Origin of the sequence: Salinibaculum salinum (assembly GCF_037645885.1) — an archaeon.
In the GTDB taxonomy this organism is placed as follows: Archaea; Halobacteriota; Halobacteria; order Halobacteriales; family Haloarculaceae; genus Salinibaculum; species Salinibaculum salinum.
Window position 1 is genome coordinate 1 of record NZ_JBBENW010000004.1, and the last position, 13,895, is coordinate 13,895.

A 13,895-nucleotide genomic window follows, 5' to 3' on the forward strand; every position below is an offset into this window, starting at 1 on the left:
ACTGGGCACGAGACATTCGAGCAGCTTCGCCGTCAAATCTGGAACGTGCGAAATAGTGACCTTCGCGAAGTGTTCCGGCAGTTCCCACGTGACGACCCTCTCCGTGAGCAGTGCGCGGGATGGATGCATGCCGTCGTCGGGAACCACTTCTTCCCCGACGCGAACCACCGCACTGCTGTCGTACTCCTTCGACGATTACTCCGACAGAACGGCATCAACTACCGAACGTGGTCACGCTCTCGATTAGCGGCAGTCCGTGACAAATCCCACACAGTCCGAGGTGAGATTGAACCAATACGGTTGGATACGCTCTACCAGCGTGACCGACTCTATGACGTGTGGCTCGAGTTCTTTGAAGAGGAACTGGTCGTAACGACTGAAGAGTGATTACTCGTCGTCAGACTCGTCGGCAAGGACTGCGTACAGGTCCGCGTTTTCTTCAACATCGCGGTCCATGTCACGTTGGGCTTCCCAGTTCACAGGCATCAGTGAGTGAATAAATGATTCACACAGGCTTAGGGATTTCGGAGAAACACCTGTTCTATCACCGCTTCACATAATCAAAGTCGTCGAAACCCCACTCAGAGAGCACCGACACCACCGAGTCCAATCATCACCAAAACCAACGTGACGAGTACAGTGCCCACGACAAGCGGCGTATTTTCCATTGCCTTCTCGTGAATGGCCATCTGCTCGTATTCTTTGCGGAACGCCACCAAGTTCTCCTCGTCGTAGAAATACTTCGTCCGGAGCGCAAACCGCTCGGTAACGGCACAACCCGTACAAATCGGCTTCTTCTCCAGTCGCTCGGTCTTGGTGTGGCCGGGGCAGTTGATGCTCCCGCAGTTGGCACAGTACGTGTAGTCGGTACTCTGATCTTCGGTGTCACACTGGACACAGCGGTGAATTCCATCCTCGACAGTCACGCGTGACGGACCAGCAGCGTAGTATTCCAGCGGATAGGAGTACTCGCCGAGGTGGGTTGTTTGGCGCACGTCTGGCAGGTAGACAGGCGTAATCGACTGTACAGAGATGTCCGATTGATTGGGCTCGCAGGTTTTGTTGTAGGTGACATTGTTGTCGCCTGTGTAGGTGACCGTCGTCGTGTGGCGGTCGCGCAGTCGGTCGACAGCCCACTCCTTGTACTCGGTTTCGGTCTGGCCGAAGCGATGTACGTCGACGGTATCGAACACGTCGGTGAATCCGTCCTCGTCTAGTTCTGTCGTTTGGCGGCGGTTCTCCTCGATCAGTCGTCGGACGGAGCCTTGCATAATCTCTGGTCGACCACGCTCGGCGTGGACGACGAAGCGATCCCGCTCATTGACGCGGTGGATGACGCCAACCGATGTCTCGAAGACGGCGTCCACGTCGGCAGTGATCAACACGACTGGCTGAAAGTCAGCTTGGGAGTCTGGTTCTGGAATGTCCGCACGCTCAATGTTGTCGATGTCGCGGAACGCTTCGTGGACCGGCGCGTCCACGCTTGCAGTCGGGTCGAACGGTCGGAGCGTCTCATCGCAGATAATCTCGATGCGTCCGTTGTAGAGGTCCAGCCCGATTTGTTCTGCAATCTCTCTGAGATCGGTCCCGTCGATAAGTTCGATTGGATGAGAATCACAAGCTTGCTGGAGGCTCGCGGCGTACTCCTCGGCAGGACCGGTGAAGCGCCCCGTCGTGACGACCATCCCACGCGTGGGCCCGTCAAAGTCGAACGTGGCGACCGCTGAGTGGAGTTTCTGGACGACGGGACGACCAACGCTGTCAGTGTGCTTGCACTCGACGACGACCGCGCGTCGCTGGCCATCGACGACTTCCTCCATCATGACATCCCGGCCCTCGTCGGCGGTCTTGCTGGCCTGCCGGACGTTCTCGTAGCCGAGGTTGCGGAACACGTCCTCCATCAGGTCCTCAAACTCGAACCCCGAGAGGTCGTCCAGCAATTCCGCGTTGCTCATCGATTCTGTCGTATTGTACGCCAATCAAATAGGTTTGCGTCTCGATTACGTCTTTGAGCGGCCGTCCGGAGTCACTACCTGATGAGTCCAATCATCGCGAGCAACGTGGTTCGGTCAGTTCCGTGAACTTGTCCTGAAATGCGCTGTCAGAAACATCGAACTCATCGTCAGCCACTCACAACCGTGAATTTACGCGTCTAAACAAGGCCGGTAAGACAGCCACCACGTCTGGATTCCTACCAGGCGTTTTGAAGTTTCAAAAACCGCCTTCTGAACATCTAAAATCCTGAAAATTCCTGAAATATCACCTATTTATAATCCTCCATAGAGCCATGGGGAACGCATGAGCCAGTCAGAGGAAGACACCGGTGATCCACGATCCGGGCTACCGAGCCAGGAGAAACAGAGGCAAAGCATCCTCAACGTTATCGAAGAGGAAGATGCCCCTTGGGTAGCCGTCTCAACCCTTGAAGACCGACTCCCGTACGAGTGTTCGCGACCGACAATCGAAACGCGACTTGAGGAGTTGGAATTACAGAACGAAATCAGAGAACGCCCCTTCAATCCACACGCGGAGTCGTCGACGAAGCTCTATCATCTGGTCCATGAAGAGACCGAGTGGATGGCCCCTCCGGATGCAACGCTACTCACAGAGCAGGAAGAGCAACTTATAGAGAATTTACGAGATGAGGAAGACGACTTGCCTGATCCACAGTACGTCCGACAGCCATACGAGCACCACTTGTTAGATACTCGAATTGGCGACTGTTTCTACCAAGGCCACAATTTCTTCGGTGATCTCGCTCTCGCAGGGTTAGGACTCACAATCCCTCTATATATTGCGTTTGAGATCGCGAGCATCCTCCCAGTGTCGCGAGGAAGCATCGCCATCGTACTTCTCTTCTCGATTCTTGCGACGATGGTTGGTTGCTTTGGGATTCTCGGGTCGGCTGGATTCAAACTCGCTCGGGAGGCCACACAATGACAGTCACAGGAGCATTCTTTTTTGGTCCGCTGACGCTGCTAGCGTTATTGATCGGCGGTGCCCCACTCACCATCGAGAATTTTCCGCTGTACGTCGCGGGGGGAATTGGGACGGTATTCTGGGCGGTTCTTGCTGGCGTTGTTGGGTCGCTTTTCAGCTGAGTACGACTTAGATGTTTAGATGCCTGTAGGGAGGACAATCGGATCACTGCCCATCGGTTTTAGTCATCTTCTGGATCGGGCTGGCCTACCAGCAGGAATTCAAACATCTCCAGACCTATCGTACAGTCCGAGCCACTGCATACCCTATACCCAGCACCACACCGACAAGATGTCCGATCACGTCAGCCTGGCCAACCGGCACGAGGTTAGCGTACTGCCCGACTGAGTAAACGACGAACGCCAGTGGGATGACCACCATGGTCACCCTCCAGCATGCACGTAATTTCGCTGGCTTACGCAGGGCGTGGTCCATCGCTTCCAGTTCCTCCGGGTCCCAATGGGCGAGGTACAAATGTGTTCCGTAGAAACCCACGAAGGCAAGTGCGCCGCCACTGGCCCCAAGAGTACTATTGCCCGTTAGCGCCGTACTGATTGTCACCGATGCTAACGCCGTCGTGACGAAGAAACCAATCACCTCAACACGACGCATATGTTGCTCGCTCTCGCCGGCGAACAGCCAGATGAAGGCGACGTTCCCAAGGATGTGCGTCACGTTGGCCGGGAGGTCGTGCGAAATGATTGCGAGGAACAGTCCCGGCGAGAATTCGGGGAACGACTCTGTCGTGAAAGCCCACTGGAATTGTTCAACTGACCAGCCGAGCAAGATAACCCCGATCTGGACACCGTACCACAGCAGGATGATGAGTACCAACGCCTGTGTAGCCAACCGATTCTCGAACGTACACCGCCGACGGAATTCGTTGACGAGAGCTATCCATGGTTGAGTTTTGATACCGTTCATTGTTCTCCCCACCGTGTGCAAAGGGCGAAACTGTCTGGCTTCGCGGACATTTCAATCCGGTCAACGGTCGCAGGCCTCAAAAGACAATATCACCGTTTACAGCACCTCTATAGGAATTTGAAGTCACAAATCCGATCTCGAGATTTCCAAAATTCACTCATCTTCTCACAGTCCATCGACGTTTTAACCAACAAGTACGGACAGAAGCCGCCCGTGTTGGTTAAGCTTGCCGACGCTGCTCGTGTCGTCTGATATCCGGTAGCTTGGAGTCATCTGTACGAAAAGTCCGAATCACTCTAGAATTGTCACGTAGAGGTATGGGAGATTGGTCTCGAGTAGCGCGATAATCACGACTAGCACCATCGACGACTTTGGGTATGCCGCTGGCGACGGGTGGGCGCACGCGCCGCTCCCCGCGACGAGTTCGCACCAGGTCACCTACACCGTCTCGCCGAACGGGGTTGTCGACTACAACGATCTCCGCCGGCATGCGGTCTACATCGGCAATCTGACGAAGGAGACCACACAACTGGGTTGCCAGACGCTTGCCCTCTACACGACCCAAGGACTCAGCATCGACAGCGAGCGGGTGCTGACGTCGCTCCGGAAGTCAGCGAGTCGGTATGCACCGGGCCAGCGGTATCGGACTGTCAGGCTGGTCATTTCGCCGTGGAACATGACGACGAACACCGGGTTTGCGCGTGGAAACTACTCGGTCGTAAGTGCGACGACCATTCGTATTCGGTTAAGACGTGAAACCAGCATACAGCGCTGTATTCACCTCCTCAAGAAGCGTCTGGCGTGATGGAGCTGGTTGCCTCGCCTCCTGATACCACGTGTTCGGGAGATTCGGGTCGTAGTCGAACGAAACAACGATCTCAGAGAGGACTTGCTGGGCGTACGACCGAAAGGTCGTCGCCCAGCGTTCCGTGGGAAACACGCAGTCATCGCCCAGTTCCTCGGCGTGATCGACGAACAACCGAAGGATGGCTCTGCTGACCACCAGCGTCAGCAGAGCCGCAGTCACCTGAATCCGGACGATGTGCTCCTTCTCCGTCTGGAACCGTCCAAGCCCGTACTGCGACTTCAACTCGCGGAACAGCAGTTCAACGACCCACCGAGCACGGTACAGCGTCGAGATGTCCTCGGGATTGAACTTCCCGCTGGGCAAGTTCGTGATGTACAATCGATAGCCGTCGTCGGCGTCCTCATCGCGGACGCCGACGACTCGGAATCGCTTGCTGTCCCACGATCGTGTCTCGTTGTACTCTCGCCGCTGGAACGAGACTTCGACTTCCACGTCAATGTGTTCTCGACACAGGTCACCGAGAACGTCGAACACGTTCTTCCCCTCAAGCGGAATGGCGCGGCCGCGCCATTCGCGCAGCTCGCGGACGATCTCCGGATTCGCACTCCGTTTCAGTCTGCTGACGAAGAAGCCGCCGTTCTCGTCAATCCGCGCGAACCGGTGATACTTGAAAAAGCCGAGATCGAGCAAGAACAGCCGTCCACGCATCCATGAACCGGTCTTGAACAGGGTACTCTCGTGGGTACGTTCGTCGGTGATCGCCCGCGCGATCACCGACTGCGTAGTGACGCTGTGGACTAGGTAGAGTTTGAGTCCGGAGACGTTCGGATGCGTCGCAGGGAACGCCGAGAGGAACCGATGTAACCGCACGACTGTAGCGTCGGCCACGACCACGTCACGGAACTGCTCGAAGGCTGGAGCGAGATTGTGTGGGGCAGCGACCTCCTCGACGGCGTGGTCGAGGAGGTCGCGGAGGAATTGTTCGAGTTGCATGGTAAATCGGTCGTAGAAGCTGGAGGCGAACAGGTTCTGACCGGTCGCAGCGTTGTAGGTACGGCGATAGCCGGCGATTGAGCGGGCTTCGCCACCGACGGCGAAGCCCACGATGAGCGTCCAGACAAAGACCCGGATGTCGAGTTTGCGCTCTCTCACGACGACTTCGCGCTCACGCGCGAGGTCGTCGATCATACCGGATGGGAACAGCGAAGTCAACAGCGACGTAATTGCATCTGGGGAGAGTCTCATTCACCTCCCCTTCGCTCTCTGAGTTCAGGTAGCCGTCGGCTTGCGATTTAGCCTCTTATCCGAATACGAATGGTGCGACGACGAGGTCTGAACGACTGTTGACGACCACCGTCGTCCACGAGTACATCCACACTCGACAGATCAACGACCACGGGAGTGGGGTGGAGTGGATGCGAGAGGCTGTCGCGGAGTATTATGGTGCCGGACTCGAGTACGAAGCGGGTGTGATGTCAGTGCCGAAGTACGGGTATTACCTCACCCGAGCGGCATAACAGGCCGAGTGGGACAGACCGTTTGACACACAGACGAATCCGAACCATTACAGGCGGGGTGCGGTGACACTATCCGCACTTGATGCGGCAGTCCGGAACGCAACTGATGGGGAAGAAACCCTCCAAGATGTTATACTCCGGCTGGAGAACCGCTCACGACCGATACTCACTCAGCGTGACCTCAAGGAGTCAATCGCGACCGTCACGAACGACTCACTCTCTGGATGGGTCGACCGTCACGTCGCTAACGGGTCGGCCGTTGATGCAGCCACGCCGGGAACGAGAACTCTGACTGCGACACAGTGGCACTTATTCTATATGTATAACTCCGTTCTCTCGCGTGGCCTTCTTTATCAATTGGCCGTGTACGCATGCATATTCATTGTAGTCAGAGCTCTCACAATTAAGATCTCCCGGAAACTACCCGGGCTACGCGGATAGGCGAAGGACCACCCTCTCTTGTCGCATCGTACAGCACTGGAGAGTCAGCCATCTCTGTGGTGGGCATTTGATGTTCATTTGAGCAAGAACTGCAACACCAAGGTCGAACTCCAAGAATCTCGAGAGACACGCGGCTACGAGGAGGCCGTGCTCGCCTGCTTCGAGACAACCACGACCTGGAACCTTCACGTCGACGAGAAACTGCGCCGTGACCTGCCTGATGGGTCGGCGCGCGTGAAGATCCTCGGCGCACCGGGCGCCTACCAGGTCGACTGATGGAGTCCAGAGCCGGGTGAGGACTGGGAACCTGTGGAGCGCGTCGAGTTCGACGGCGTCGAAGAACCATCAGAGGTGTTGCACCTAGCGTAGAGTACACCTTAGGGCGGTGAATTTACGCCCGACATACGTCGCAGTCTCCCCACCCACGAGGGGTTCGCTCGCCGAAGTAGAGGCGGCGCCACCGAGCAAACTGATCCGCATACGTGTCCTTGCTGTACGGGAATTGGTACAGATTGACCCCGTCCGGCAGGTCTGTGATTTCAGGCGCGTCTACGCCGGGGAATCCGTTACGAAACACGAGATGTTCTGTTTTGGACACCAACTCAGGAGCAACTGTGGATGGGTCCGAGGCCTTCAAGAAGTAGAGTGATGGGGTGAACTCTTTCGGGTCGAAGACTCCGTTTGCGTGAAGAATCCACCCACAGAGCCACAGATACGCCTTCTCACTGGCGAAGAAGACTCCGTAGTGGTTGTCCGATTGCCGGCGTTTGTACACGAACACGGGGAGACCATAGCTGAAGCCGACCCGCGTTGGCTCTGCGTGGATATAGCAGTCCTCACGGTCGATATAGTGGACCAGCGGAGCTTGACACAGCTTGCCTGGGTGCTCACCAGTACCGATCTGCTCCCACAGCTCCGAGACGGAGGCCACGTCGGCGCTATCGTCCTCGAGAGTCGTATCATCGATTGCACGGTGGACGGGCGCAGCAGACTGAATCTCCTCAGGGAGATCGTCGCTAGACAGCTTCGCCGTCTCTCGATCCGGGAGTGTCCGATAGAAGTGTTTATAGAAGTCCTCACGACGCCGCTTGTCGGCGAGCGTTTCGCACCGGGCGCAGTCCTCGATGAACATTGCTGGCACCACCCGGTCTGGATTCTCAGTGGCCTCCTCGTACAGACTACGCTGCCGTTTGGCCCGACTAGCAATCTCATCCGGATTGGGGAGAGGAGAGCCCCTCTCAGATTCCGATGACATACGCATACCTTTGGGCTGGAACAGCATCAGTTTCCGAGCAAGAATCCCACCCGACTGCCTTCTTTCGAATTTTGGAATCCATTTTTAACCGGGTTTAAGTTGTCCAGTGACAGCCATTAGTCGAGACCCCAGAGACCCCACTCGATTCAGGAGAGGTTGTTTCTGCGCCGGCGATGGGTGCCGGCGCACACGCGCCGGAGAATATCGAGGTCAACACGGAACCAACTCCGATTCGTTCAACGAGCCGAACAGCCTGATGAAACGGATGGCGACGCCGAGCACGTCGCACAGGTGTACCGGCATTTAGACGGGTACCCAGAGAGCGTTCTGCCGGATCTCGCCCAGCTAAAAGAACTGCTCGATGCGACCCGCGCCGAGCGCGGACCGGCCTACACGGCGGCGGCGTTCGTGTTCCTCGAAAAGCTCTCGACGATCGACCTGTATCTGGATGGTGATCCAGAACGAACAATCGACGCGGCTCAGCCAGCGGATCTCCTCGAGCCGTCCAATATGGAGCATCTGAACCAGCCGCTGTCCCTGCTGGGCCACGGCATCAAGAATCCGGCCGACGGCATCCCCGGCGACGAGGAGTTCCTCTACGTCGTGGAACTCCCGACGGAGAACCCGTTCGACGAGCTGACTGAGTGGACCGTCAAAGTGAGCGGTCACTCTGCATTCCCTCGCTGGGACGGGCCGACTGACGAGGCTTTCGAACGGGCAAACTGGCAATTCCGCGGACCTCTCGAGGACGCACTCACCGACTTAATCACCGAATAGGAATTTCGTTAACCTAAATCCAGAAACGTATTTATACGAGTGGGTGTTAAGATATACACAGATGATTTCAAAGGCCGGGCTCGCCATGATTGACGCGCTGAGTACCGGTCGCGAGGCGACGCCAGTAGACCTCGCAACTGAAACCGGGTATTCACAGGCACACATCTACGAAGTGCTCGACGACTTGCTGGACGCGGGGCTCTTGGTCGAACGCCGTGGGCCCAACAACCAGCGGCAAGTCCGTGTCGCGGACCACCCGGTCATTGAAGCATATCGGACGTTACAGTCGGAACTCAGCCACGTTGAATGGGCGGACCTCCTCTCACCTGCTACCCTCCAAGTGTGCTGGTTTCTCGACGAGCCCCGTCGAGTATCCGAGATCGCAGAGCGACTCGAGATTACTCGACAAGGTGTTCACAAGGCGCTATCGCCGCTCAAAAATCGGGCGATGCTGTCCCCGTCCGGTCCCGAGTATGCGGTGAGTGAGGACCTCGCGCCACTGCTGGCGTTCGCGCAGGCCGTCGTGACCCACGAGCACCGGTCGCGAGCCCGGAAGGTTGCACCGAGTGCGACTGTCGAGTGGTGCGACCCGAAACGAGCACTCGTCCGCGTGCAAACCACTGAAGATACAAACGCGCTACTAGACGCACCTGATTGGCAGGTGACCGGGCTCGGTCGATTCGAGGAGTACGGACTACAGTTCTTCCTTGCAGGTGAGCCTGCGTTCTGGTATGCACCCGACGAGGAACTCACGCCGGGCGAAGTGGTGTGTCACACGCTCGTCCTCGATAGCGGCTCTCGCCGGGTTAGCTATGCGATGCTGTTGATCGAGGCGTTGGACCTCGACCAAGAAACGCTCACAAACACTGCAACGTGGTACGATCTGGAACCCACGGTCGCTGCGATATACCGGGCACTGCAGGAAGGGGTTGAGGACTCGGACGAGCTCCCTGTCGTCCTTCCAAGTGAATCAGAATTTATGGCGCTCAAAGAGCAGTACGGAGTCGCATGACTGTATTCAAGGGAGGGGAGGCGATCAAAGAGTTCCTCGAAGAGTTTGACAGTTGGCTGTCGGAGTCCGTGACGGTGTATCTCCTCGGCGGATCTGCGATGACGGTCCAAGGGTTGAAAGACCAAACCGAAGATATCGATCTCGCAGTGGGGGTGGTGTCCGAATTCGATCACGTCCACCAGACGCTCACCTCGCAGGGATTCACAGTTGTCGATGAACCGACGGAGGCGTTCGAGGGCGTCGGAAAAACCGTCGAAATGCATCACGACAAGCGCGGGTTTCGAATCGATGTCTTCGAACAGCAGATTGTCGGGAAAGTCTGGATCACCGACCGGATGCATGACCGGGCCAAAGAGTTCTGGACCGGGCGTTTCGTAACCGCGTTCATCCTCTCGGATGAGGATATGTTCCTGCTGAAAGCAGTCTCCGGCGGGGACCTCGCGAGTGGCCGTCGACGCGATATCGAAGATATGCGAAAATACGCCCAGCGTGGCCTAGACTACGAATCGATTCTGTCCGAGATCGACGAACAGCGGCCATTCAACACCGGATCCACAGAAGTACAACAGATCCGTGACCGTTCACATCCGCTGTTCACGATCGAGATAGCGGTAAACTCACTCTCTGGACTGCCGAACACATTCACGTCCCAGATCACGGAGTTCGCCACGGAGTTCGAGGTCGAATACACTGTTCTAGGAGCGGTCGACGGCGGCATCGACACCGTCGACGCCATCCGGGAGCGAGTCCTTGCAAATGTGCAAGCGCTGTCGGACGACCAGGAAGGTGCCGTCGACGACGCGATAGACCGACTCGTTGCAAAGGAGGTTCTCAAGCGCGACGGGGATACGATTCAGCTTCGGTAAGACGACACTCCGACTCCGTGGTGTATTTTCCCGTCCCGCAAGGGGTGCGGGACGGCCCCCCGTCCGGATGGCGTCTAACGGCACGGTCTATTCCTGAATAGTTTGCTATTCGTACCCTTCAGCCCGTGACGGGACGGTACCCGATTAACCAACAAACCTATGGAGATACGCGCTCTGTTGGTTAATACGAGGCGACCGCTGATGTCCTACGAGCCACCGACGCCGCCGGCGGAACTCCCGACAGATATCGTCAACACACTCAACGGCTACTCACCGGACCAACTCCAGCACGTCGCACGCTATGCCGAGGAGCTGGCGGAGCACAAAGCTCGCGAAGCGCGTCTCAAGGAGGAATCGGATGAAGACGAGATCGATGACCGACCCGATGACCTCCCGGACGACGTGCCGGCGAAGGCGACGATCACGATCAAGGAAATCAACGACAACCGCTACTACTACTGGCAGTGGAGAGAGGGAGACAAAATTAAGTCCAAATATAAATCCCCAGTCAATCCCGACGAGTAGAGCACCAGCTATCGTAATTTCGTGGTGTGCACACCCCGTGTGCGATATGAAATCGTCGACAGCGCTGAGTCAATACCCCCCGTGTGCGATATGAATTCGTTTTACTTTCCGAGGAGGCTCCGTGTGAGAGATGAATTGACTGACGAGTCAAGAACATAGACACCCCGTGTGCGAAATGAAATTTTGTGTACTGTTACCATACGCATCTTTCCGGGGACCACTCCCCGTGTGCGAAATGAATTTTTCCCCACCGTTGATGTCCCTTCGCGTCAATTTCCCTCAAAGAAATCGTCTATCTGGGCATTGACGACAGACTTGATGAGGTGTTCCTCTTGTTCGGCTTCCTCTAATCGGATATCAGCCTGAAGTGTTTCGGCAACCACCTCTGGGTCGTCGATAAAGGTATACTCCTTGTGAACACCGCTGCCGTAGCCACGCCCACGTTTTTCAGACGTGACGAAATTATAGGTCTCAGCCTCGCTCATATACCGTAGATAGGAGTCACGCGATTTTTCGTCAGTATCTAAGAAGTCGGTGAGATATTGATACACGCGATACGCGACCGTACTGGGGACAGCGTTCAAATTTCTCTGAGAATAAATCGGGACAATCGCGGTTGCGTAAAGCGAGAGCTTCTTTTGTGTCGAGAGGCCCTGCATCTGGGTCAACGTCCGGTCGCGTTCAGCCTCTTCCTGGGCATCTCGAACGTGCTTTTCGCGAACGGTGTCTTCACCCTCGCGGTCTGCGATTTCTCCTGCCTTTCGGAATAGATCGATTGCCTTGCGTGCGTCACCGTGGTCTTGCGCAGCAAACGCCGAACTGAGCGGAATAATGCCGTCCTCGAGGACATTGTCCTGGTACGCGTCGCGACGGCGTTCGAGGATTGATTTCAGTTGATTCGCATCATAGTCGGAAAAGACAACGTCTTGTGGATTGAACGAGCTCTCCGCCCGGCCGTCAAGATCCTCCATAAATCGAGGATCGTTCGTGAGCGCAGCGACTGAAACGTGGCCTTCGATGCGACCAAGCTGTGACGCTCGCGATAGCTGGTAAAGGAGCTTCGAATATGCCGGTTCGTCGTTCGGATCTCGTTGCCGCCCCACCAGAAGATCAACCTCATCAAGGATGATGATGACCGAGTCGAAGTTGTTGCTCAGAATCTCGTAGAAGCGATTGAGTTTCTGATCCGTCGATATTCCGCTCTGAGGAACGCCAACCTCAACACCAGCTTCCTTAGCTGCGTTCTTCACAAGCCGATAGACAGCCCGGTCGTGGGATTTGATTGTCTGGCAGTTGATTTTGATAACACCGAACCGATCTCCCTGTGAGTTCGCTAGTTCGAGAACCTGCTGGCAGACCGCATTGATGATGAGTGACTTCCCCGTCCCCGACGGACCGTATAGGAGCATATTGGGAGGACGATTCCCCTGCAATGCTGGTCGAAGAAAAGTAATGATGTCGTCCAGCTGGTCATCACGACCCACGATTCGGTCCTCGTCGATGACGGCATCCGGATCGAGGAGTCCCTTATCTCGAAAAGCAGAGTTCTGAACTCCTTCCTGAAGACGGCCTTTGATAGATTGTGAGATGGATTGTTGCTCGTCGCCGTCAGCCATATTAGCGCAGTTATGTCGAAACTATAAATAAATATTGGAACCGTGTGCAAGGTTAAATTCGGTGAATTCGGACGATAGAGAGATTTTAGCGAAGGGTGAAAGGAGTTGTTCCGGAACCGCGGGCGAAATCAATTGGTTGCAGTGACCCCCCGTGTGCGATATGAAATCTGGGATATCTCAAGAAGCGGTCGAGGATATCAACTCGAGTCAAGAGCGGTTGATGAAGGCACACCCCGTGTGCAATATGAAACGTCGGATGTAATCTTGGCTCCGTGGAGTCTCGATGAGATTCCCGGGTAATCACGAGTAGGAGAGTATCTCGGCGGTGTGCCACCCCCACACCCCGTGTGCGATATGAAATCAGGAAAATAACGGGGGAGGTAGTAGAAGAGAGTGAGCGCGAAACAATCATAATTGCCGATTTTCCGGTGGAGAGAGTTCAAGAAGGAAGATATGTTAACGAACTATTGTTTGGGGTACTTTTATATACATACACTTTCAACCAAAACCGTAGTACCACTAGAGTCGGTCAAGATGAAACAGTTCTTTTCTTGACACAGCTGATCTCTTCTGTGGTTTGTTTTGTTCGTCTGCTGGACCACTTCTCCATTTCTGTGTCCTCTCGTGGCCTTTATCGCCAAGTTACGAGTTTCTTTCTTGGTTCTTCCCTGCCTACCCTGTCATCAAATTCATATCGCACACGGGGTGTGGGGGTTCGCCCTGCAGGAACCGTGGTTAACCAACACACCTTCTCCAAACGACCTCTGTGTTGGTTAATATCTTTCCGTGGTCGCAAACGACGTCAACTTCGGCACCCGCGTTTCGGCGAGTTCCCGCCGAATCTTGGACCGGTTCCATGCTAACGGTGACAACACACTCTCGACAGCTCTGACGAGTTGAGTCTCGTAGTACGAAGCGTCGTAGGATTCAATTTTCTCGTGAGCCAACGCGACGCGTTCTCGCGACGTTTTCTCATCGTCGACAACCACGTACTTGATGTCCTGTCCCGGATGCACGGCGAGGTCCTGATCACGAGTTCGTTTCAAAGCCGCCACATTCTGCGTATGCTGACTGTATCCCTGTCTCTTACCCATAACTCAGCGCCTGAGAGAAAAACCAACTCAGACGAGGTGTGAGACAAAAGAACTGGTCAGGAAGCAATCATTGTTCCTGGC

General features: G+C 55.7%; 14 protein-coding genes and 2 pseudogenes. 10 read left to right on the plus strand and 6 right to left on the minus strand.

The features are described from left to right. On the plus strand, positions 1 to 387 hold a 387-nt coding region (locus WDJ60_RS05915), incomplete at its 5' end, for a hypothetical protein (protein WP_340099178.1). Between the two features lie 194 nt (positions 388 to 581). Here WDJ60_RS05915 and WDJ60_RS05920 read toward each other — a convergent pair. Further along, the gene (locus WDJ60_RS05920) at positions 582 to 1,955 is read right to left on the minus strand and encodes a restriction endonuclease (RefSeq protein ID WP_340099179.1); all 1,374 of its coding nucleotides are present in this window, start codon (positions 1,953 to 1,955) and stop codon (positions 582 to 584) included. 343 nt (positions 1,956 to 2,298) lie between these two features. On the opposite strand from WDJ60_RS05920, the gene WDJ60_RS05925 reads away from it, so the two are divergent. Further along, the gene (locus WDJ60_RS05925) at positions 2,299 to 2,940 is read left to right on the plus strand and encodes a hypothetical protein (protein WP_340099180.1); all 642 of its coding nucleotides are present in this window, start codon (positions 2,299 to 2,301) and stop codon (positions 2,938 to 2,940) included. Then, positions 2,937 to 3,101, plus strand: coding sequence for a hypothetical protein (locus WDJ60_RS05930; RefSeq protein WP_340099181.1), 165 nt, complete (start codon positions 2,937 to 2,939; stop codon positions 3,099 to 3,101). The genes WDJ60_RS05925 and WDJ60_RS05930 overlap by 4 nt, the downstream gene beginning before the upstream one ends. A gap of 115 nt (positions 3,102 to 3,216) precedes the next feature. Here WDJ60_RS05930 and WDJ60_RS05935 read toward each other — a convergent pair whose 3' ends face one another. Continuing rightward, positions 3,217 to 3,903, minus strand: a complete 687-nt coding sequence (locus tag WDJ60_RS05935; protein ID WP_340099182.1) for a rhomboid family intramembrane serine protease — start codon at positions 3,901 to 3,903, stop codon at positions 3,217 to 3,219. A 325-nt stretch (positions 3,904 to 4,228) separates the two neighbouring features. On the opposite strand from WDJ60_RS05935, the gene WDJ60_RS05940 reads away from it, so the two are divergent. Beyond that, positions 4,229 to 4,708 (plus strand): hypothetical protein, encoded by a 480-nt coding sequence (locus tag WDJ60_RS05940; RefSeq protein ID WP_340099183.1) that lies wholly within the window; start codon positions 4,229 to 4,231, stop codon positions 4,706 to 4,708. On the opposite strand, the gene WDJ60_RS05945 is transcribed toward WDJ60_RS05940, so the two are convergent. After that, a complete protein-coding gene (locus WDJ60_RS05945; protein WP_340099185.1) occupies positions 4,649 to 5,956 on the minus strand; it encodes an IS4 family transposase in 1,308 nt (435 codons plus the stop codon). The two genes, WDJ60_RS05940 and WDJ60_RS05945, sit on opposite strands and share 60 nt — an antisense overlap. Before the next feature lie 98 nt (positions 5,957 to 6,054). Here WDJ60_RS05945 and WDJ60_RS05950 point away from each other — a divergent pair, with 98 nt between their 5' ends. Further along, the gene (locus WDJ60_RS05950; RefSeq protein WP_340099186.1) at positions 6,055 to 6,228 is read left to right on the plus strand and encodes a hypothetical protein; all 174 of its coding nucleotides are present in this window, start codon (positions 6,055 to 6,057) and stop codon (positions 6,226 to 6,228) included. Positions 6,229 to 6,750: 522 nt separating this feature from the next. After that, positions 6,751 to 7,038 (plus strand): annotated as a pseudogene (locus WDJ60_RS05955) (DUF7567 family protein); the annotation flags it as partial. Positions 7,039 to 7,060: 22 nt separating this feature from the next. Here WDJ60_RS05955 and WDJ60_RS05960 read toward each other — a convergent pair. Beyond that, positions 7,061 to 7,801 carry a hypothetical protein gene (locus WDJ60_RS05960; protein WP_340099187.1) on the minus strand — a complete coding sequence of 247 codons (741 nt, stop codon included), beginning with the start codon at positions 7,799 to 7,801 and terminating at the stop codon, positions 7,061 to 7,063. A 324-nt stretch (positions 7,802 to 8,125) separates the two neighbouring features. Between WDJ60_RS05960 and WDJ60_RS05965 the strand changes: the two genes are divergently transcribed. The 4 genes from WDJ60_RS05965 to WDJ60_RS05980 all read left to right on the plus strand — a co-directional run bounded on the left by WDJ60_RS05965 (position 8,126) and on the right by WDJ60_RS05980 (position 11,104). Then, positions 8,126 to 8,701, plus strand: coding sequence for a hypothetical protein (locus WDJ60_RS05965; RefSeq protein WP_340099192.1), 576 nt, complete (start codon positions 8,126 to 8,128; stop codon positions 8,699 to 8,701). A gap of 61 nt (positions 8,702 to 8,762) precedes the next feature. Beyond that, complete coding sequence (locus WDJ60_RS05970; RefSeq protein WP_340099188.1) at positions 8,763 to 9,713, plus strand: MarR family transcriptional regulator; 951 nt, start codon at positions 8,763 to 8,765, stop codon at positions 9,711 to 9,713. After that, positions 9,710 to 10,579 (plus strand): hypothetical protein, encoded by an 870-nt coding sequence (locus WDJ60_RS05975; protein ID WP_340099189.1) that lies wholly within the window; start codon positions 9,710 to 9,712, stop codon positions 10,577 to 10,579. Before WDJ60_RS05970 ends, WDJ60_RS05975 begins: the two co-directional genes overlap by 4 nt. A gap of 201 nt (positions 10,580 to 10,780) precedes the next feature. After that, entirely contained in the window at positions 10,781 to 11,104 is a 324-nt protein-coding gene (locus tag WDJ60_RS05980; protein WP_340099190.1) for a DUF6788 family protein, read from the plus strand. 269 nt (positions 11,105 to 11,373) lie between these two features. Here WDJ60_RS05980 and WDJ60_RS05985 read toward each other — a convergent pair whose 3' ends face one another. Both WDJ60_RS05985 and WDJ60_RS05990 read right to left on the minus strand, forming a co-directional pair. After that, complete coding sequence (locus WDJ60_RS05985) at positions 11,374 to 12,720, minus strand: orc1/cdc6 family replication initiation protein (protein WP_340099191.1); 1,347 nt, start codon at positions 12,718 to 12,720, stop codon at positions 11,374 to 11,376. A gap of 773 nt (positions 12,721 to 13,493) precedes the next feature. After that, positions 13,494 to 13,802: pseudogene (locus WDJ60_RS05990) on the minus strand (type B DNA-directed DNA polymerase); the annotation flags it as partial. Positions 13,803 to 13,895: the final 93 nt, after the last annotated feature.